At 34.2% G+C, this 21,290-nt stretch carries 22 protein-coding genes and 1 tRNA gene; 19 read left to right on the plus strand and 4 right to left on the minus strand.

Annotation, left to right across the window (positions count from 1 at the left end; genetic code table 11):
• Positions 1-4: 4 nt before the first annotated feature.
• The 15 genes from ACICPZ_RS02700 (at position 5) to rnc (ending at position 15,630) form a co-directional block, all read left to right on the plus strand.
• The gene (locus ACICPZ_RS02700; RefSeq protein ID WP_264373628.1) at positions 5-1,294 is read left to right on the plus strand and encodes a sugar phosphate nucleotidyltransferase; all 1,290 of its coding nucleotides are present in this window, start codon (positions 5-7) and stop codon (positions 1,292-1,294) included.
• Between the two features lie 386 nt (positions 1,295-1,680).
• Positions 1,681-1,848 carry a hypothetical protein gene (locus ACICPZ_RS02705; RefSeq protein WP_156518135.1) on the plus strand — a complete coding sequence of 56 codons (168 nt, stop codon included), beginning with the start codon at positions 1,681-1,683 and terminating at the stop codon, positions 1,846-1,848.
• Between the two features lie 16 nt (positions 1,849-1,864).
• Positions 1,865-2,602 carry an IS110 family transposase gene (locus tag ACICPZ_RS02710; RefSeq protein WP_065095108.1) on the plus strand — a complete coding sequence of 246 codons (738 nt, stop codon included), beginning with the start codon at positions 1,865-1,867 and terminating at the stop codon, positions 2,600-2,602.
• Between the two features lie 219 nt (positions 2,603-2,821).
• Entirely contained in the window at positions 2,822-4,051 is a 1,230-nt protein-coding gene (locus tag ACICPZ_RS02715) for a lipoprotein-releasing ABC transporter permease subunit (RefSeq protein ID WP_264373629.1), read from the plus strand.
• Positions 4,044-4,775, plus strand: coding sequence for a hypothetical protein (locus tag ACICPZ_RS02720; protein WP_038250643.1), 732 nt, complete (start codon positions 4,044-4,046; stop codon positions 4,773-4,775). Before ACICPZ_RS02715 ends, ACICPZ_RS02720 begins: the two co-directional genes overlap by 8 nt.
• Positions 4,772-5,992 (plus strand): hypothetical protein, encoded by a 1,221-nt coding sequence (locus ACICPZ_RS02725; RefSeq protein ID WP_007548692.1) that lies wholly within the window; start codon positions 4,772-4,774, stop codon positions 5,990-5,992. The genes ACICPZ_RS02720 and ACICPZ_RS02725 overlap by 4 nt, the downstream gene beginning before the upstream one ends.
• A 198-nt stretch (positions 5,993-6,190) precedes the next feature.
• The gene (gene atpG / locus ACICPZ_RS02730) at positions 6,191-7,063 is read left to right on the plus strand and encodes an ATP synthase F1 subunit gamma (RefSeq protein WP_264373630.1); all 873 of its coding nucleotides are present in this window, start codon (positions 6,191-6,193) and stop codon (positions 7,061-7,063) included.
• A gap of 18 nt (positions 7,064-7,081) precedes the next feature.
• Positions 7,082-8,416 (plus strand): TldD/PmbA family protein, encoded by a 1,335-nt coding sequence (locus tag ACICPZ_RS02735; protein WP_010081974.1) that lies wholly within the window; start codon positions 7,082-7,084, stop codon positions 8,414-8,416.
• A 174-nt stretch (positions 8,417-8,590) separates the two neighbouring features.
• The gene (locus ACICPZ_RS02740) at positions 8,591-8,842 is read left to right on the plus strand and encodes a cold-shock protein (protein WP_006279919.1); all 252 of its coding nucleotides are present in this window, start codon (positions 8,591-8,593) and stop codon (positions 8,840-8,842) included.
• Positions 8,843-8,877: 35 nt separating this feature from the next.
• Complete coding sequence (locus tag ACICPZ_RS02745) at positions 8,878-10,104, plus strand: DEAD/DEAH box helicase (RefSeq protein ID WP_010963123.1); 1,227 nt, start codon at positions 8,878-8,880, stop codon at positions 10,102-10,104.
• A 203-nt stretch (positions 10,105-10,307) separates the two neighbouring features.
• The gene (locus ACICPZ_RS02750) at positions 10,308-12,614 is read left to right on the plus strand and encodes an AAA family ATPase (protein ID WP_070357007.1); all 2,307 of its coding nucleotides are present in this window, start codon (positions 10,308-10,310) and stop codon (positions 12,612-12,614) included.
• A 64-nt stretch (positions 12,615-12,678) separates the two neighbouring features.
• Positions 12,679-13,575, plus strand: a complete 897-nt coding sequence (locus tag ACICPZ_RS02755; protein WP_264374036.1) for a class I fructose-bisphosphate aldolase — start codon at positions 12,679-12,681, stop codon at positions 13,573-13,575.
• Positions 13,576-13,580: 5 nt separating this feature from the next.
• Positions 13,581-13,652 (plus strand) — tRNA-Cys (locus ACICPZ_RS02760).
• 121 nt (positions 13,653-13,773) lie between these two features.
• Entirely contained in the window at positions 13,774-14,841 is a 1,068-nt protein-coding gene (locus ACICPZ_RS02765; RefSeq protein WP_007548704.1) for a quinone-dependent dihydroorotate dehydrogenase, read from the plus strand.
• 90 nt (positions 14,842-14,931) lie between these two features.
• Complete coding sequence (rnc, locus tag ACICPZ_RS02770) at positions 14,932-15,630, plus strand: ribonuclease III (protein WP_006279914.1); 699 nt, start codon at positions 14,932-14,934, stop codon at positions 15,628-15,630.
• Positions 15,631-15,968: 338 nt separating this feature from the next.
• Here the strand turns inward: rnc and ACICPZ_RS02780 are convergent, their stop codons facing one another.
• From ACICPZ_RS02780 to ACICPZ_RS02795, 4 genes are all read right to left on the minus strand, one after another.
• Entirely contained in the window at positions 15,969-16,511 is a 543-nt protein-coding gene (locus ACICPZ_RS02780) for a hypothetical protein (RefSeq protein WP_006279913.1), read from the minus strand.
• Positions 16,512-16,620: 109 nt separating this feature from the next.
• The gene (locus tag ACICPZ_RS02785) at positions 16,621-17,121 is read right to left on the minus strand and encodes a phospholipase D family protein (protein WP_010082055.1); all 501 of its coding nucleotides are present in this window, start codon (positions 17,119-17,121) and stop codon (positions 16,621-16,623) included.
• 581 nt (positions 17,122-17,702) lie between these two features.
• Positions 17,703-17,855 (minus strand): hypothetical protein, encoded by a 153-nt coding sequence (locus ACICPZ_RS02790; RefSeq protein ID WP_010963126.1) that lies wholly within the window; start codon positions 17,853-17,855, stop codon positions 17,703-17,705.
• A gap of 152 nt (positions 17,856-18,007) precedes the next feature.
• The gene (locus tag ACICPZ_RS02795) at positions 18,008-18,832 is read right to left on the minus strand and encodes a hypothetical protein (RefSeq protein ID WP_264373633.1); all 825 of its coding nucleotides are present in this window, start codon (positions 18,830-18,832) and stop codon (positions 18,008-18,010) included.
• A gap of 167 nt (positions 18,833-18,999) precedes the next feature.
• On the opposite strand from ACICPZ_RS02795, the gene ACICPZ_RS02800 reads away from it, so the two are divergent.
• Genes ACICPZ_RS02800 through ACICPZ_RS02815 form a run of 4 tightly spaced genes read left to right on the plus strand, consistent with a single transcriptional unit; the run spans position 19,000 to position 21,290 of the window.
• Positions 19,000-19,638, plus strand: coding sequence for an HAD family hydrolase (locus ACICPZ_RS02800; RefSeq protein ID WP_010081930.1), 639 nt, complete (start codon positions 19,000-19,002; stop codon positions 19,636-19,638).
• Positions 19,638-20,135, plus strand: coding sequence for an RDD family protein (locus ACICPZ_RS02805; protein WP_010081931.1), 498 nt, complete (start codon positions 19,638-19,640; stop codon positions 20,133-20,135). The genes ACICPZ_RS02800 and ACICPZ_RS02805 overlap by 1 nt, the downstream gene beginning before the upstream one ends.
• Before the next feature lie 59 nt (positions 20,136-20,194).
• Positions 20,195-20,671 (plus strand): bacterioferritin, encoded by a 477-nt coding sequence (gene bfr / locus ACICPZ_RS02810; RefSeq protein WP_010081932.1) that lies wholly within the window; start codon positions 20,195-20,197, stop codon positions 20,669-20,671.
• Position 20,672: 1 nt separating this feature from the next.
• A complete protein-coding gene (locus tag ACICPZ_RS02815; RefSeq protein ID WP_070357010.1) occupies positions 20,673-21,290 on the plus strand; it encodes an SURF1 family protein in 618 nt (205 codons plus the stop codon).

Raw genomic sequence — 21,290 nt, forward strand, 5'->3', positions numbered from 1 at the left:
CTAAATGCGCCCTGTAATATTGTGTGGTGGTAGTGGTAGCAGACTTTGGCCTTTATCTAAGCCAAAGCAATTTCAGAAAATATTTAGTCAGAACACTATGTTTCACAACACTTTGTTGAGGCTAAAAAGCGATTATATGCCGCCCATAATTGCTACAAATATACAGTACGAGTCATTAGTGATGGAGGAATTGCATGCACTGCAAGAATATAAAGTGATTTTCGAACCAGTGAAAATTGGAACAGCAGCGGCAATATTAATTGCTGCACTTCTCTGCAATGAAAACGAGACAATGTTAATTCTGCCTTCAGACCATTTTATAGGTGATTTGAATAGTTTTTATGCTTCTACTCAAAAAGCGTCTAAGTTAGCCTCTGAAACTAACTCTATAGTCACTTTTGGGGTTAAGCCTCATGAATTCAATTCTGAATACGGCTATATAAATGCAGTATATGATCAGAAAGAAAAATGTCATATAGTGAAAGATTTTACAGAAAAGCCCGAGCGTAAGTTAAGTAACGATCATTATTGGAACTCTGGAATATTTGTGTTTAAAGCAAAACGCTACATAGATGAGATTAAAAAATCTGCCCCGAATCTTTACAATTTATGTTTTAAATATTTCACACCGCAAGAGAGATTTCTGTATTTAAAACAACGAGATTTTGCAGGAATTGAAGGCATATCCATTGATTACTTGGTGATGGAGAAAGCAAAAAACGTTGCAATGATAGAAGCTAATTTCGATTGGTTGGATGTTGGAACTTGGAATTCAGTTTTAGAATTGAGTGAGAAGTTTAGTAAAGAACCGGCATCATTTCAGCATGTGATTAGAGAAAAAGAACCAGTTTCAACGACAGAAAGTAATAAAAATTTATTGAGTGGAGCTTGTAAGCAACCAAACAAAAGTCTAATTTCATTTATTCATAAAGTTAAGAAAGTAAAGGTGATAAGGAAAGAAGTTAAACCATGGGGATTTTGTAGTATAATTTTAATGAGCGAAAATTTTCTTATAAAATATCTTTTTATCAATCCATTAAGCTGCACTTCTAAGCAATTCCATCACTATAGAGATGAATACCATATAGTGCTATCAGGAGTTGGGTATGTTAGTTTAGAAGACAAAGAATATGCTATAGCAAAAGACCATATGATAGAAATCCCAAGGGAAGTTTCCCATAGGATTGAAAATAGAAGCACAAGCTTTCCACTTGAAATAGTTGAATTTCAGATAGGAGAGCATTTATCTGATAATGATATAGTGAGGTTGGATGATGTATATGGAAGATTTTGAAATTCTAATGTTAAGGTCATAACTGTACGAACATTGTGATTTGAGGGCAAATCTCTACCAGGGAAGGGTGTCATCCCAGTGCTTCGACACTGGGATCCAGCTTTCATGCAACCTCATCAAAAACGTTTATTCAGCATAAGATCAGCTGCTTTCTACGCTCACCAAATCAGTTTACTTATTTGCAAGCAAAAATTTCCTGGATTGTATATTAAGTCAAAGTCGCAAGACTATAATGAGCTAGCTGTCAATTGGATTGATTGATAGAAATCGTAGGCATCTCAGTACACTCCTAGCTTTAAAAAATGGAGTACGAACGGTAGGGGGATCTAAAAGATCGAATCACAATCCTGTTACATTATTATTTGATTATATTTATAGGTACAAAAATGGCTAGAACAGTTTTCATTGGTATTGATGTTTCAAAAGAAACACTTGATATCTCAATCAACAATAAACATCAGCGTATAGAAAATGTAGAGACAGCTATATCTGAGTTTATAAAGTCAAAAATGGCTAACGTATTTGTTAAGTTATGTGTAAACAGGTGGTTATGAAAAACTTGTCATAAAGTTGTATAACATAGCTGTTCACAGAGCTCACCCAAATCGGGTATATGCATTTGCAAAAGCCTGCAACCACTTTGCAAAAACAGATAAATTAGATGCAAAATTACTAGAAAAATATGCTGAATTTATCACAAAAAATGACGAGGTAGTAGAATACATAGTTTCACAAAAGCAAGAAGAACTAAAAGAGCTAAGAGCAGTTGAGCGCAATCTAAACGATGAAGTTCACGCAAATAAGTGTCGTTTGCATAAGGTTACAGGAAAAGCCAGGGAATATATAGAAAAACAGATAGAATTTGCAAAAAAACAATTAGAGCAAATTAGGCAAGACATAGAAGATATAATAAACTCTGATCCTGATTTGAAGGAAAAAAGCAAACTGCTAACTAGCTATAAAGGTGTTGGACGGAAAACCGCAAGTATCCTACTCATAGAGGTACCTGAACTTGGCAGGTTAGATAATAAGGAAATAGCTTGTCTAGTTGGAGTTGCACCAAAAACTAGTGAAAGCGGAAGGAAAGTGAGCAAAGCCCAGATCATAGGTGGCAGATTTTATGCTCGAAAAGCATTATACATGTCTGCTGTGGTTGCAATGCGTCATAATAAAAAAATGAAAGTATTTTACCAGCGTTTAGTTGACTCTGGCAAAGCCGCTAAAGTCGCTTTAGTTGCTGTAATGAGAAAAATCATCATTTGTTTAAATGCTATGATAAAAAACAATAATTTTTATCTTGATGTTTAAGACGGTAGATGCCAGTGTCAAGCACTGGCATGACACCATTTACTGTATGAATTACCTTAACAAAAACAAATGTTCGTATAGCTGTGTGTTAAGGTATTGAATATATTCTATAAGCCTGCTAAATTTAAGGAAGCAAAAATCTCTAGTTTTCAAATAAAGAAAAGTCTACAATTATATGAAGTTTCAAAAATATAATGTTTAACCTCAAAATATTTTGTAATGTCCATTGCCTTTGAAATTACTATGGCTGCTTGCTATTTGCGAGCGAAAAATGCCAGATTTTGCTCTATAATGACTTTGTTCTCTATTATCGGCATTGCCCTTGGAGTTGCAACACTAATAGTGGTGATGTCTGTGATGAACGGATTCAGAGCAAAGTTGCTTGACTCAATACTTGGCATTGATGGCCATATTAACGTTTATTTTGATAGGAACATAAATTCAGATTACTACGCAGTTTCAAAATCTATTGAGAGAATTCCTGGTATATTAAAAGCTACTCCTATGACCAATGATCAAGTTATTATTGTAGCAAATGGTAAAATTGCAGGTAGCGTAGTGCGAGGTGTGTCAACTAAAGATTTGCTTGATAGTACTGCCGTTACAAATAATGTAATTATAGGTGATGTAAAAAATTTTGATGAAGGGGTAATAATAGGAGCACGATTGGCAGAAGCTTTGAACATTGACTATGGCGACGAAATTACGTTTATATCATCTGAAGAATTTGATGCATTACTTGGTGAAATGCCGCGAATGAAAAAATATAAAGTTATAGCAATATTTGATATGGGTATGTTTGAGTATGATAATACCTTGATATATATGCCTCTAAAATCAGCACAAGCCTTTTTTAATTATGAAAATAGCATAAAAAATATAGAAGTACTTGTAGACGACGTTACTAGAGCTGATAAGCTGGCAGATGCTATAGAAAAAGAAATAGGAATGGAAGCTGAAAGTTGGCAATCACAGCAAAGCCATTATTTTAGTGCTTTAAAAACTGAAAGAAATGTGATGTTTTTAATTCTCACTTTGATTATAGTTGTAGCAGCGTTTAATATTATCTCAAATTTAATGATGATAGTGCAAGAAAAGAAATCCGCGATTGCAATTATGCGTACATTTGGTGCAACAAGTGGAAGCATTATGCGTATATTTTGCGCTTGTGGTCTATTAATCGGTTTTACGGGAACTTGTCTTGGCTGTATTATAGGTGTCGTTTTTTCTCTCAATATCGAAAGCATTAGAGTGTTTTTAGAAAACATTACTAACGTCAAGCTGTTTGATCCTATGATATACTTTTTTTCAAGTTTGCCAGTGATATTAGTACCCCAAGACGTAGTAAATATTTCTGCACTTGCGTTACTCTTATCATTTTTAGCGACAATTGCTCCTGCGTTGCAGGCAGCTGCACAAGATCCTGCGGAGATACTACGTTATGAATGATACTCAGCAAAAGTACATAGGTTGGTTCTTAATTGTATTGTTATTTACCGGTTACATCACAATAAATAACATAATCTTTTTAAAAATAAATCAGCAAGAGAGTGAAAACAATGTGAAAGCTTTAACGGAAAACATGGATGAATTTAGAATGTTGCTTGAAGTTAATCAATCTAGAATAGAAAAAAAGATATTTGACCTCAAGAGAAGTCAGCATACTCAATGTGAGCAAGGTGATAATAACTCAAGATGTAAGAACCTTGCAAAATTGCTATTACTTGTGGTTAAAATGAAGAATTCGTTATTGCGAGAAGCAAAATTTGATAACCATATAAATTCAATAAAGCCTTTGATATCAGAGCTTGACGATCCAGAGATAGAAAATGCAGTAGATGAATTAGAAAATTTGAAAGAGATAAATACCTTACACGAATTGAAGTTATCTTTTGAAAAAACTATTGATACTATCGATTACAACAAAAGTACATTGTCTAAAAAAATCATTTCAAACTGGATAAAGGTAGACGACCGAAATGATCCATTAAGAGTAAAATTCGCAGAAATTGAGGAGTCAATAAATGATAATGATTGGCAAAATATAACTGTTACAGTAAGCAATTTAACGCATTCAGAATTCAAGCCATGGCTGAATAAATTGAATGGTTTTATTGTAGCTTCTAAGAATATTTCAACAATATATCATCACTTATTACAATATATCTCATGATTTATTTTATAATTTTCGCTTTTTCGTTTTTATTTGGTATATGGGTCAAGGTAAGTGGTGAAGTAATAAAATTGGAATTAGGCAATTACACTATAAGTATTGATCTATATTTCATTATTTTTACTTGTGTAGTTTTATTATTTTTATTAATTACACTTGTACGCTTTTTTTCCTCCATTTCATCAACATTTGCCAACATAAGAAATAGAAGAAGGGATAGGGAAGAATTGCTTCTCTTTGAAGCTTTCTTTAGCATAGACTTAGACAATATAGAGAATGCCCAAAAGCTAGTTAAAAGTCTGAGTGAGGAGAGCGATAGGTTGTCTTTAATAAAGCTCTTTAACTCAGGTAAGACGGGAAATTACAGCTTTTTCAGTAACGGTTTAACAAATATTGCAAATAAAAATCGTAACTTAGCTCTACTTCTAGCCAATAAGCTGATTGTCCACCTCAAACAAGAAAAAGTAGTCTTTCAAAAATTTATAGAATATTGCTCTAGTTCAATTAACGATAAAATGCTATCTATTCCCTTTCAAATAGAGCATTGCATATTGAAAGAAGATTGGATTAATGCAATTTTGAGGTTGAAGGAAGCAGTTAAGTCCAATATTTTTCTCCCCTTTGATCATAAAGAAATGTTTGCAGTGTTTTATTGCGCTTTAGCAAAGCAATATGAAAGTAAAGGAAATTTTAAGGAGGCTATAAAGTCTTTATTTAGAGCACAACGTTATAGTGCAATTTTTCAGCCCATCAATTATTTAAAGGCAGAATTATATATTAAACTTGGAAAAATCAGAAAAGCTTCTGCAGTGCTAGAGGCAGAGTATACAGTAAATCCTACTCCTCAGTCAGCTAAAATGTACATCAATTTAAATAGTAAAGGTGCTGAAAGACTATACAACTTACGCCCTGATTATTATTTTAGTTACTGTTTACTTGCTTTGTCCTCAATGAGTTCAGGTAAATATGATCTTGCAAGTCAATATTTAGACACTGCTATGAAAAAAGCTAATTACATGTCAATCTACTTTATTGTAATACAACTCAAGGTTACATTGCAAGAACACGACAAGGTAATTTATTGGCTAAACAAGATGGGCTCAGAAGCTTTGCCTGATCCAGGCTGGAAATGTAAAAATTGTAACAGGGAACTAGAACAATGGGATCATAAGTGTTCAAGTTGTAATAGTTTTAATTGTGTTTATTATATATTATAAAATTCCACAAAGTGTAGAAATTACCATTAGGCTACTTTCACATTGATATTGCTGAAGTTAGAGCACTTTCTTAATATAATCCTTATCTCCAAACAATAAACCTGCAAGTTTCTTAGCTAGACTTGGTTTTAATGTCAAAAAAACTTGCTTTTAGACACTAACAGTTATATATTTTAATAAATCAGGGTTGTATACAAAATGAAGAGCTTAAAGGAATTATCCTTAAGAATTAAGAATATTAGGTCTGTACAGAAAACCACGAAAATAATGCAAATGGTTTCTGCAGCAAAGTTGTTACAAAGCCAAAAGAAGTTATTAAATTCAAAATTATATGTATCTAAGCTGCATAACATTATTTTTTCATTAATGCCATCAGTTGATCAAGAATTACTGGCAAAAATTCTAAATGTCAGTAACGACGGTTCTTACCTAGTATTCATTATTGCGTCTGATCGTGGCTTGTGCGGCAACTTTAACTCTTCTATTGTCAAATTTAGTCAAGAGCGTGTAAATAAGTCAATCGCAAATGGCAAAAAAGTAGATATTGTATTTCTTGGTAAAAAAGCTTTTGATGTAGGTAAAAATAGATTTGACTCTAAAAGTATCTTAAAAATTGAAAATAGTAAGGGAATCACGTTAAAGCACGTAGAAGCTTTGGTTGATGGTATAGATTTAAGTAAATACGATAAAGTTAAAGTTTTTTATAGTAAATTCTATAATACCTTCACGCAAAAACCAATGTTGGAAACAATAAAACCATGGAGTAAAGACTCATCCTTGATTGATAGCTCTCTGGCTGGTCCAACAACAGATTACGGCTATGAGTATGAACCACAAAATATTGAATTTATTTTAAAATCTTTGGTTCAAGATTACGTTGTAATTGCTCTTTACTCTGCTTTACTTGAAAGTGCAACGAGTGAGAATAGTGCTAGAATGGTTGCTATGGAATCAGCAAACAGAAACACTAAAGAGATACTGAACAAATTAGCATTGCTTTATAATCGTTCTCGTCAAGCAGCGATTACGACTGATTTAATTGAAGTTATAGGTGGTGCAGAATCTTTATAGAAATCTAAGGAATAGAAAATGAATATATTAAATATTGCAGCAGATATTACTAAACTAATAAAAAAGCAAAATCAAGATGCGGAAGTTACAATATATGAAACTAATAAGACTTCAGTTTCTCAGCGTCTATCAAAAATTGAGCAAATATCACAATCTAAAAATTGCACTGTAGGAATCAGAGCTATAGCAGGTAAAAACAAAGCTGCGTATATTTCTACAAACGATTTGAATAATCTGAGTGATACAGTAAGCCAAGTGGTAGAAATGGCAAAGAATGCGCCAGAAGATCCTTGCATTAATTTTGCTGTAAATGGTAGTAATTATATCTCTTCTGCAGATTTAAGTATCTCAGATAATAATGTTGTAACCGTTGATAACCTAAAAGAAATTGCTGAAGCTGCAGAAAATTCAGCCCTTGCACATAAGAGTATCACTAATTCTGAAGGAGCCTCTTCTTCATACGCTTTAGTGAATACAGTATTATCGACTGTTTCTGGTTTTATTGGCTCGTTTAGTAAATCAACCTTTGCTAATCAGGTCTCTGTTGTTGCTGGAAGAGAAAGTGAAATGAAGGTTGGTTACGATTATGATATAGCATGTAATTTTAGTGATTTAAAGTTGCCAGAGTTAATGGGAAAAGAAGCAGCAAAAAGAGCAGTTGATCAATTGAATTCACGTACAATGAAAACTGGTAAATTTCCAGTTATTTTTGAAAAAAGAGCAGCAAAAGGGCTAGTAAAAAGTTTTGCTTCTGCTATAAATGGGAGCAGTATTATAAGCAACAGTTCTTTCTTGAGGGGTAGTTTAAACGCTCAGATTTTCAACGATAGAATTAATATTATCGATGATCCATTGTTGCCAAGAGGCATAGCATCGAGACCATTTGATGGAGAAGGGATAACTAGCAAGAAAAATATATTTGTAAAAAACGGAATATTACAAAATTGGATTTTAGACTTATACTCGGCTAGAAAATTAGACTCAGAAACAACCGGAAGTGCAACTCGTGCAAGTAATGCTGCAGTTATTCCTGCAGCTAGTAACCTCTACATTGAGAATGGTGATGTATCGTTTGAAGAATTAATTCAGGAAGTGAAAGAGGGAATATATGTAACTGATTTATTTGGTTTTGGTGTCAATTTAATCAATGGCGATTACAGCCAAGGCGCTTCCGGATTTTTTATAGAAAATGGAAAAATAACGTATCCAATACATGAGATTACCATTGCTAGCAATTTGAAGGATATGTTTAGCAATTTAGTCGTTGCAGATGATCTAACTTTTTGTGGGCAATTTAATTCACCAACGATTAAAGTTAGCGAAATGACGGTTGCAGGTTCGCTTAACGATTAAAAAATTTATTTGCATCAAGTACAACAATTGTGTATTATTGTCATGTAATGTTAAGAATAGACTATGGAGTATAAAGGTTTAGTTTCAATAGCTAAGCTTAAAGCATTCTCAATCGTAATTTCAAAGTTTTTCATCACATTAGTAATGTTAGTTAATAATTTAGGAGTTGTTTAAATGGAATTTGGTAATGTAAAATGGTTTAATGCCGAAAAAGGCTATGGTTTCATCAAGCCAGAAGGTAAAGGGGGTGACGTTTTTGTACATATTAGCACATTGGAACGTTCGGGAATAAGACCTGAGGCACTTAAAGGAGAGAATAAAGAGAAGGGAATAAAAGGAGAAAGGGTGAGTTATGAGGTTAAAGAGGAGCGCGGTAGAAACGGAGAAGATAAAAAATCTGCAATAAATTTAAGATTGGAAGATTAATCTATTATGAAGTCTTTTAACAGGATTAACGTATTGTGAATAATTTTCATGAGATGGGTCTCCCAGCTTCGCTTAGACAAGCTCTAGATAAAAATAATCTTTTCGTCCCAACTCCGATTCAAATACAAGCGATTCCCTTAGCGCTACAAGGTAAAGATATTCTCGGATCTGCTCAAACGGGGACTGGAAAAACTTTAGCATTTGCTATTCCGTTGGTTGCTAAGTTGCTGAATGAGCCTAACACTGGTTCAGCTTTAGTCATCGTGCCAACCAGAGAGCTTGCGCATCAGGTAACAAATGAGATAAGAAAACTCTTATCTCAAAATTCTGCACTAAGGGTCGCTTTGTTGATTGGTGGTGAGCCTATTTTTAGGCAGCTAAATCAGCTTCAGAAAAAACCACAAATTGTAATAGGTACTCCTGGTCGTATTATAGACCATATTGAGCGTAAAACTTTGATTACTCGCAATGTTAGCGTTCTTGTGCTTGATGAAACGGATCGTATGTTTGATATGGGCTTTGGAGTTCAGATTGAAGAAATTATGAAGCATTTGCCTAAAATAAGGCAAACTCTTATGTTTTCTGCAACTCTTCCTGGAGATATAGTAAAACTTGCTGAGAAGTACCTTAATCGACCAGAACGTATTTCTGTTGATTGTGAGGCTACAACTTCTGTAAAAATTAAGCAAGAAATTGTTTATGCATCAGAATCAGAAAAATATGAAAAGCTTGTTACACAACTATGTCAGCGCGAAGGATCAATCATTATCTTTGTCAAAACAAAGCGAGGAGCGGATCAGCTAGCTAACAGATTGCACAAAGATGACTATAGCGCTTTAGCAATTCATGGTGATTTAAGGCAGCACAAGCGCGAAAGGGTCATTAATTCTTTTCGTCGTGGCCGTAATCAAATCATGGTTGCAACAGATGTTGCTTCTCGCGGCCTTGATATTCCCCACATTCAACATGTTATCAATTATGATGCACCACAATCGCAAGCTGACTATATTCATCGTATAGGTAGAACTGCACGCGCTGGAGCTGAAGGGTATGCGCTATCTTTTGTTACACCTCAAGATAAGAGAAGACTGCCTGCACTGGCAGACAAAGAAGGAGAGCTAAATTTTGATTGTAGTGTGCAATTTAAAAAACGTAACAGCAAAAAGGTCTTTAAAAGGCCAAGTACGTTAAAGACTAAATACGGTAGAAAAAAGATCAATGCATTTAAGAAGAAAAGCAGAGTACTAGAAAAAGCGTATTAAATAGGATTTACCTACAATTTGATAAGCGTAAAACTCGTCATTCCGCTACTCATTAGCGGAATCTATGCTGAGATATTGCGGTGCTATGACGTAGATCCAGAGTGGGATTCAAATTGGCTACAGCGAACTGCTGGATTTCAATTTTTTTAATAATTGTGTGCTATTCATTATATATGAGTTCCCACTTTTAAAGAGAATAGGAGATGATTTCCAAAAACTTAGAGGCAAGTTTGAATAGAGCACTATTCATTGCTTCTAATTTTAATCTTAAATATGCGAAAGTAGAACATTTATTGCTGGCGTTAACTAAAGACGTGGATGTAAATTACGTTTTATCAAGATGTAATATCAGAGCCGATGAAATCATCAGTATGGATAACATTCTATCAAGATGCAATATTAAGGCTAATGATTATAATAATAATATAAAAGGGTTTTTACAAAGCAGTTCTGAATTGATTATCAGTGGAGTTAAACCTAGCTCAATGTTTCAATGCATAATACACAGAGCAATAATACGGGCTCATAGCTTGGGGAAAAAAGAAATAAATGGAGCAAGTGTTCTAGTAGAAATTTTGTCTGGGCAAGATTTATACGTTGAAGATCTATTGCAGAAACAAAGTGCGAAAGATTCCAATTTGATTTACCACATATCTAACATGAAATACTCTAACGATATAGATGAATACACCACTAATCATAAAGTAAAACTTGATAAAAATAATGATGCTCCTACTACAGTAAATAAAGGTGAGCTACTAAAAGATGAGGAAATTCTACAAAGTTATTGTAAAAATTTAAATGACTATGCAAGAAGCAAAAAAATAGATTATGTTATTGGTCGTGATTATGAATTAAATCGCACTATAGAAATATTATTGAGGCGTAGAAAAAACAACCCTTTATATGTTGGAGATCCAGGTGTTGGCAAAACCACAATAGTTGAGGGTTTGGTACTCAAAATCATTGAAAACAGTGTTCCAAGTGCGCTCAGGTCCAGTATAATTTATGCTTTGGATTTAGGGTCACTCCTTGCAGGGACACGCTATAGAGGTGATTTTGAAGAGAGAATAAAATCTATAATAAAAGCGATTGAGGCAAAACCAGGTGCTATCCTTTTTATTGACGAAATACACACTATCATTGGAGCAGGTTCTACAAGTGGTAGCTTTCTTGATGCAGGTAACCTACTCAAACCTGCGCTTGCAAGAGGTACACTGCGTTGTATAGGTGCAACTACATATAGAGAATACAGCAATAGTTTTGAAAAAGATAAAGCATTAGCGAGGAGGTTTCAAAAAATTAATGTTAAGGAATCTTCTGTTAACGAAACGATAAAGATACTAGATGGTATAAAGCACTACTATGAAGGGTATCATGGAGTATATTATACAAAGAATGCCATTAGGTCTGCGGCTGAACTTTCGCATAAGTATATTACTGGGCGAATATTACCTGATAAAGCGGTTGATGTTATTGATGAGGCAGGGGCATATTGTAAATTGCTAAGAAACAGGGGTAAAATTGTAAATAGTAGAGATATTAAGAATACCATTACTAGAATTACAAATGTGCCTTGCGGATCTGAATCTGATGATTTGCAGAAAGTAAAGTCTTTAAAAGCTAATCTAGAGAAGGTGATTTTTGGCCAAGAGCAGGCAATAGAATCTCTTGTTAATTCTATTAAAATTGCTAAATCTGGGTTGAGAAATTACAATAAGCCTTTAGCAAATTATCTTTTTGCAGGGCCAACCGGTGTTGGTAAAACCGAGCTAGCAAAACAATTAGCAGAAAGCATGGGCATGAATCTTATACGCTTTGATATGTCCGAATATATTGAGTCTCATACGATATCAAGGATGATTGGTTCTCCTCCTGGATATGTAGGTTATGATCAGGGTGGATTACTCACAGAGTCTGTATCTAATAATCAATATAGTGTTGTGCTGCTTGATGAAATTGAAAAGGCTCATAGCGATATCTATAATATATTGCTACAAATTATGGATTATGGTTGCGTTACAGACACTTACGGACGTAAAGTTAACTTTTCCAATATAATCTTAATTATGACAACTAATGCAGGAGCAGCTGAACGCAGCAAAAGTTTTGTTGGCTTTGGGCATAAAAAATTTAACACTGGTGATAGTGAAAAAGCGATAGAACAGGTTTTTAGCCCTGAATTTCGTAATCGTCTTGATGCGATTATTTCTTTTTCTGACTTAAATGCGGATATAATTCTGCATATTGTAGATAAATTTATTCAGGAACTGAAAAAGCAGCTGACGCAAAAAGGCATAAACTGCTTGGTAGAAGATGAAGTGAAATCTTATCTTGCACAAACAGGTTATAGTAAGGAAATGGGAGCACGTCCGATAGAGAGACTTATTGAAAAAGAGATAAAAAGTTACTTAGCGGAAGAAATACTGAATCGTAAATTAATAAAAGGAAAGAAATTAAGAATCTATATGAATAAAGTAGAAAATAAAATTGCTTTTGATATAGTTTAAAATCCTTGTATTGAACTTCATCTTTGTTACAATCTATAACTTAAATTCAATTTGAATTATAGTGATAAGTGATAAAGTAAAACAAGTCCTAAGCTACTACGAAAGTGAAAACCCTGGGGTAAAAGCAAATCTTACTCGTATTCTCATGCATGGAAAGCTTGGCGGCACTGGCAAGTTAGTGATTCTGCCAGTAGATCAAGGATTTGAGCATGGTCCAATTAAAAGTTTTGAAGTTAACCCTGATGCTTATGACCCACATTATCATTTTCAGCTTGCGGTTGATTCGGGAGTAAGTGCATATGCTGCTCCACTTGGTATGATTGAAGCTGGTGCTGCAACTTATGCTGGAATGCTCCCACTTATTTTGAAACTTAATAGTTCCAACTCTTTACATTCAAAGGATCTAACCTCTGATCAGGCAATAACCTCTTCTGTGAAAGATGCGCTGCGTTTGGGCTGCTTAGCTGTCGGATTTACTATATATCCTGGTTCTGCTAAGTGTTTCGATATGATGGAGGAAGCCCGTGGAATCATAGCTGAAGCCAAATCTTACGGGCTTGCAGTAGTGCTATGGTCTTATCCACGCGGTGAAGGGATTTCCAAAGAAGGTGAAACAGCAGTTGATGTTATTGCCTATGCTGCACACATAGCAGCTTTGCTTGGCGCTAATATAATAAAAGTAAAACTTCCAACTAAATATTTCGAAAGGGAGAAAATAGAAACAGAAAATATTGAATCATTATCTAAAAGAATTGAATATGTTAAAAGGTCTTGTTTTGCAGGGAAAAGAATAGTAGTTTTTTCTGGTGGTGAATCGAAGGAAGTAGATAACATATACAATGAAGCGAAAGAAATTAAGCAGGGTGGCGGTAATGGTTCAATCATTGGACGTAACACTTTTCAACGCAAAAGGGAGGAGGCTTTATCTATGCTAAAAGATATAATGGATATCTACACATAAAAAACGGCTGGGTGGCAGAATGGCTTATGCGGAGGACTGCAAATCCTTTTATACCGGTTCAATTCCGGTCCCGGCCTCTTTCATTCTCTATATCTTGTAAAAGTTAACAGTAGCTTTAAGTGTGTAACCTATAGAGAAAGCTTGTCCATAGTAAAATCAATTTCTTTTCAAGTTATGGTTATACTCTTATAGCGTTTCATGGTAAAAAATAAACTAAAAATAAGCAAAGTGTTTTACAAACGTAATTTACTATTTTTACTACCGCCCGAAGTTGCTCACTCTTTGGCAATTATGGCATTAAAGAAAATGCCTTATAAGAATCCTATAGAGCTACCAGAATCTTTGAGTGTGAATTTTTTTGGTAATAAGCTCAGAAGCCCCATAGGTCTGGCTGCAGGTTTTGACAAGAATGCAGAAGTTATAAGGCCTATGCTCTCATTTGGTTTTGGGTTTATTGAAACTGGTACTGTAACTCGTAATCCACAATATGGAAACAAAAAGCCAAGAATTTTTCGGTTAATTAAAGATCAAGGGGTAATTAACAGATTGGGATTTAACAATAAAGGAATAGACTATTTTCTTAAACAAATAGGTGAAACCAAGCTTGATGACTGCATTTTTGGCATCAACATAGGAAAAAACAGTACATCAAAGGACCAAATCAGCGATTATGTTGACTTAATAAAGATAGTATATGGAAAGAGCAATTATATAGTGCTGAACATCTCATCCCCAAACACGCCTAATTTACGCAATCTGCACAATAAGCAAGAATTATCGGAATTGTTGAAATCCGTAACTCTAACCCGAAAATCAATTGATAATTCTAAATCCATACCAATAATATTAAAAATCTCACCAGATGTAGATCAGCAAACGAAAGAAAATATCGCTGAGCTTGCGTTGGAATATAAGATTGACGGATTAACAGTAAGCAACACTACGGTAAGTAGAGATAATCTGCATTCTCACCATAATGAGAGTGGTGGGTTGAGTGGCAAACCGCTGTTTAAACTTTCAACCGAGTTATTGGGCGATATGTACAAATTTACTAAGGGCAAAATATTATTGATAGGGTGCGGAGGAATCTCAAGTGGTGCTGATGCATATAAAAAAATAAAGGCAGGAGCTTCTTTGGTGCAGTTGTACACTGCTCTCATATACCACGGACCTCAAGTTGTAAACAAAATTAATCTAGAACTTGCAGAACTAATAAGGAGAGATGGATTTAGTAACATTAGTGAGGTGGTGGGTTGTATACATTAATTTTGGAAGTTGGTGGTATTATTTTAATAAAATAAAACTAATTCTCTGGTATAAAGGTGGTAGAAAGTGCTTTTCTTTTAAATAATTGGTATGAAGAGTTTGAATGATGCAATATCTAAGATCATTGATTATAAATTTACAAATTATGCAATATTAGAAGAGGCACTAACTCACCCAAGCGTAAATAAAAGGAATAGCAAAAACCAGATTGTAAGCTACGAAAGACTAGAGTTTTTGGGCGATAGTGTTTTGAATATGGTTGTATCTGCCACACTGTTTAAACTATTTCCTGAAGAAAAAGAAGGAGCATTGGCAAAAAGAAAGACGGATTTAGTTTGTGGCAACACCATTGCTAATGTTGCTAAAGAAATAAAATTAGGCAGCTTTATCATCATGAATAATAGTGAACGCTGCAATGGAGGGAGATGTAACTTAAAAAATTTAGAAAACTCGCTTGAAGCACTAATAGGTGCAATTTATATTGATGGCGGGCTTGAAAATGTTGAAAAATTTATTATCCAATATTGGGAAAAGCTAGCTAAAGGCATGCTTGACCCCCCTCAAGATCCTAAAACCTCACTGCAAGAGTGGACTCAGAAAAACAAATTGCCTTTACCAGAGTATGAGCTTGTAAAACAAACTGGACCAGCGCACAATCCTGAATTTACTATATCAGTTTGCATAGAAGATTATGGTAAAGTTTCTGCATGCGCTTCTAGTAAAAAGATTGCTGAACAAAAAGCTGCTGAGTTGATGCTAGAAAAAATTGGAAAAGACGCTTCAGTTTAGGCAAAATAGGCATTAATGTAAATTTTAAGGAAGCTAATAGCGTTTAGGGTAAATGGTCAATTTAAGGAGAAGCATAGTATTATTCATAAAAAAGTTGATCTACCAAAAATCAAGCCTTATGTAGTGGAATATCAATGGCTGTTGTCGGAGATGCGGAAAAAAAGAAGTAGCAAGTTACCAAAAGGTGTTATGCCAGATACATTTGGTCCAAGAGTTGTTTTGTGAAGTTGACAGAGTCAAGGAGAATGAAAGTTTTAAAAAATAGCATATTTTTTAATTATAAAAATTTGATATTAACTGTTGTTGGTTGATTGAGTAAAAACCAGTGAATGGTCACGTTAAAACATATTTTTAAATTTCTGCCAAAATCCTGGTTTATTATCATTAACCTTTGTAAATGTTATATTTAAACTGTATTTCGGATCATTTGGCACGTCGTATTTTATGCTAAATGTTGAAACTTTATCGTTATTGTAAATATGTACATCATCATATGATAGCTTTGTTGTGTAACACTTTACATACTTTTGCTTATCATGCACTAAATCACCTGACTCCCTTTCTAGTTCCACAAATTTCGTTTTTTTCTGACATTCCTTCATTTTTATTAAATCCTTATCTAGTGATATTGAAACTGGCAACGTATTTCCAGCATATTCTTTAGCTAAAAGTTCACTTTGAGGATACATTTTTATTTCCCTGCCAAAATGTGAGTCTATGAAATTATTACTCCAAAATTTATCGCCAGAATGCACGTACTCATCAGTAGCATACGGCACCCCACCATAATTGCATTGAACTTTGTAATCTCCAACACCGTTGTTTTGAAAAAAATCATGAATAGCAGTGTAGCTACCGGCAGCATCATTTATATAATCCATTACTTTATTCCTTAAATTTTTAGTTCATTATATCATAATCATTATGCCAATCAATCAAAAAAGCTCTCCCTTGCTGTTTTTAAAACTGATTTTGAGCAAGCGCTCTCGATTAGTTGGGAGCGTATTTGTAAGATTGTGACATTCGTGCCTCCCAGTTTTTCACATACTGCTGAATCAATTCAGGATAATCTGTAATAATTAATAAATTTTCAGCATTTCCTTTTTTAGCTGTCTTACTAAGGTTAAATGACCCTGTGATGACTTTTTGATTGTCAGCAATCATTATCTTATTATGAGCAATCTTTGGCTTATCATCGATCCAAATTGGTACTCCACCTGAAAATAATTCATTTATAACACTATATTTTGAGTAGAGTTGCGATTTATCTAAGATGACTTTAACATCAACACCGCGTTCTTTAGCATTAATCAAAGATTTTGCAACTGTTCCAAGAGTAAATGTATATTCTTGAACTAAGATAGATTTTTTAGACTGATCTATTACGTTGATTATCGGTACAGCACAATCTTCTCCAGGTGAAAAGCAAACCGTAGCTTTTGGGCAGGGCGAAAATATAAAACCCGCATAGTAATACAGAGAAAAACACATTAACAAGAGTAAAAAGTGAAAAAGCCTCACAACAACCCACCCCCGGATATACGGCGATAGGCTACATTATAATTTAATCACCTGTCAATAGACTTCTTGCATAGTTTTTGGCAACAACCGTTAGAAACGAAAAAACTTACTTGACAAACTCCGCCAGCCCCCTTATCATGAAACTGAAGGTATTCAGTTATCTTCATCTGTGCAGATTAAACAGCAAGAAAACAACGTAGTTGGCGTCTTATTTTTAATTTTTTGCACTATGTGTACCTTATGTCTTCACAATATTTCTAGGTTTTTACCTACACAAGCTGAAACGCGCTTATAAGTCGTTTAAGACAGTATAGTACGCCAATTTGCAGGATTAGGGAGTGACAACTAGCTAACACGGGGTTTCTTTTGCCTTTTTTTCTGCTTAGTAAATTTCTTAAACATTTAAACTAAGGTGAGTTGCATTTAAAAGCAGCTAAATTGCAGTGTTTAAGACTTAAAAAACGCCAATGTTCTAAAATAGATATTAGCTGGGGCTTCTTTTGCCTTTTTTTCGTTTGGTAAATTTCTTAATGTTTATAGCTAACATGAAGCTAAGTACGAACTTTGTTAAATACAACAAATGGTGTCATCCCAGTGCTCCTTTTTTTGTCATCCGAGTAGCTGACACTGGGATCTATTTTGCATGTAACTCCAATTGTGTTTTGGCATAAAACGCGACGCGTATTAGACTTATTTGCAAGCAAAGCTTGCTAGATCCAAGTAGTCAGGGCACTGGGATAACATCATAGGGACACTGGGATGACACCCTGACAATCGTCATCCCGCTACTTGTTAGCGGATGAGATACCGCGGCGGTATGACGGTTCGTGGCGGTATAATGAAGCTTGAAAGCGGATCACCTTTCACGACCCGTGTTTACTTCATTCACTTTAGGAGTATTAACAGGCGTTATTGCCGGGTTCTCAAGCTTTGTTGCCTGCTTCAAACCCTCGCTTACACTTTTGTCCTTTAAAATTTCATCAAGCTGCTTACTCTTTTGTTGCTCTTCGTTATTTGACGTATCTCTTTGAGCATCTTCTTTCATGCCACGAGCATTCTCTACATCCTTTTCACCTTCACCTAAAAATTTTTCTAATATTTTCTTAACAAAGCGCTTCAGAAGACTCAAAAACCCTTCTTCTTTTTGATTTTCTTGTGGTTGAGGCGTGTTATCTTTTTTGTCCGGCTCAGTGTTGAGCTTCTCTTTTACAGAACTCTTGCTTACTGAGGGATTAACGGTTTGTGAATCGTGCTCTGATGCTGTTTGCACAGAAGCTTCAGTAGTCTTTTTTTGTGTATTATGTTCAAGGTCTTTAACTGCTGTTGTAGTTTTTCTCGGAGTGTCTTGGAGTTTTTTGTCACTTTTTGGCTCTGCAACTTTTTCACTTGTGAAGATGCCCTTCCCTTTATATTGTTTGTCAAGCTCAGCAATTCTTTCAAAATCTTGACGTACTTTTTCATCTGCACGTCCTTTTTGACTTTCAAATTTCTGACTCAATTCTGCAACGTTTTTCATTTTGTTCTCAAGCTCCTTACTTTTCACAGCTTTTAGAGCCTCTGTTCCTTTTGCGATATAATTAACCTTCTTTTCTAATGAGGTACCTTCTGGAAAAGCACCTGGAGAACGTTCAAAAACATCTTTAAACTTTTTTTCAACACTTTCTTTAGATGTCTGGGCCATACCTGTTACCTATTAAAACATATCATATAATCAGTATATTAGCTAATTATATAAAAAACAGTTAACATAACTTGTGGTAAAAAGTGTTTATCAAGGGCGTCCTATTTATATCTTTTTCATTAAAATGCTATTTACTTATTAAGTTAAAATGTATAATTATATAAGAGATGAAAGATAGCTCATTAGCAGTAGTATTCGATTGGGATAATACCTTAGTTGACACTCAAGATAATATTTTTAATGCTATTAAGCATACCATAAACTCAATGGGGTATAGTAATAAAGCTGCTGATAGAAATTCCCATGAGTCGAGAAAGAGCTATATGGTCAATTTATTTGGCGATCAGTGGAAAAAAGCGAATCAGATATATCAACAATATTTAGATGATGCACTATTGCAAAACATTGCTTTGAATCAAGGAGTAGAGAAAATGTTGCAGACACTGAAAAGCCACAATATTTATCTAGCAATAGTAAGTAATAAGAAAAATACTAATTTACGTAAAGAAGTTGCCTATTTTAAACTAGATTCCTACTTTGAAAGAGTGGTTGGGTCATGCGATACTGCAGAAGATAAACCATCTGCAACCCCACTGCTATTTGCACTAGAAGAGAGTACGTTGCCTATAAATAGAGAAAATGTGTTTTTCGTTGGTGATAGCATCACAGATGTTCTGTGTGCACAAAATGCCAATTGTTTACCTATTATATACGGTCAATCAATAAGCGGTTATGAAGATTTGTTATGTTTTCAACATTTTGATAAACTTACAGATTTTATAATAAAGTATTTAGAAGATAGGTAATGACCACTGTTACAGAGATTGCCAGTATAATAAGACGCTTTTGCGCATATTTGATAGATAGAGCAATTTTATTAATTCCAAACTTATTAATCAGACTATTGTTAAAGAATTTTCCGTTAATTTCATCTATGTGTATAGATTGCAGTTACTTCACATATTTTATATCTTCAAAAGCTCAAGCAACTCCTGGTCAGCAATTAATGAACATACATACCATAAGCTTGGACGGTTCTAAAATAGATTTGAGTTTAGCATTTGATAGAAGCATTTCTCAGTTTTTTCTTTCTCTATTATATAACATAATAGTTATCCTCATCGAGCTTTTCCAAGAACAGGACGTGTTAATAAACGCTTTCGATATATTAATAGTGCTACTCACTATATTAACGGTGCTGCTCACTCTTTGCTGGTATCTAGTTGCTTGCTTCTCTAAGAAAAAACAGACATACCACGACATGCTATTTAATACGGTTGTTATCAAAGGAAATATTAAATGAGTTGCTATAACTATCGTTATCATATAAATTATGCTGATGAATTGAACTAAGGGAAGATTATGAATGAAGAGATAGTAAAACATTTGAACAAATTATTGACCAATGAGCTAACTTCTGTACGCCAGTATCTTTTGCATTTTGCGATTCTCAAAAACAATGGAATTAATAGATTTGCAGAAAAGGTAAAAAATGAGCTTAACGAAGAACTTGAACATGCAAACAAGTTGGCAGAAAGAATTTTGTTATTCAAAGGAGTTCCAAATTTTCAGGATACAAACGAAATATCAAAGCATGATGGAAAGTTTACAAAAGACACAATACGGAAAATCTTAGAAGCTAATTTGAAATTAGAGGGAAAAGGTATTAAGGATATCAAAGAAACGATTTCTATCGCTGAGAAAGAAAAAGATTTTGTTAGTGTAATGTTATTAGAAGAGATGTTAAAAAATGAAGAAGAGCACTTCCATTGGATTGAAAAACAGATTGACCTTATTGAACTAATGGGTGTTGAAAACTATTTAAGAACACAAATATAGAGTGTTAAAAAAAATAGTATTTATTTTAATTGTACCTTGCTTGCTCCTTTTTTTATTAGGATTATGGCAAGTATTCAGATTGAACTGGAAGAATAATATTATCAAAAATATGAGTCTTCCTGTTGTTCATCTGTTGCCCAATAACGACCTTGAAAAATTTAACTATAGGCATGTCAAGATTGATGGGATTCTAAGTGACATAGAACTATATGTTTTTGCAGGGCAACACGGCTATCACGTGCTGTCTCCTATGTTGCTCACCACTGGACGTTACATGTTGGTGAATAAAGGAATAGTCGGAGAAAAAAAGGAGAAAAAAGTAAAAATTGAAAAAGTAGTTGCAGATGGAATTTTATATTGCGATAGCAATAAAAGTAAAAATTGGTTTATCAAGAACGATACTGCTTCGAATACATGGTTTACCCTGAGTACAGAAGAAATTTCCAATGAGTTAGGTATTAAGCTAGAGAAGTGTGTATTGTGGCCGAACAATTTTGGCAGCAAAGTAGCTATACAGCCAATGAAGCATTTGGAATATGCAATCACTTGGTTTGCACTTTCCTTAATTTGGTTGATTATGTGCGTAATTTACTATAGGCAAAACCTCAATAAAGCTTGA

The sequence above is a fragment of the Wolbachia endosymbiont (group A) of Melitta haemorrhoidalis genome, assembly GCF_964273365.1.
GTDB classification, from domain to species: domain Bacteria; phylum Pseudomonadota; class Alphaproteobacteria; order Rickettsiales; family Anaplasmataceae; genus Wolbachia; species Wolbachia pipientis.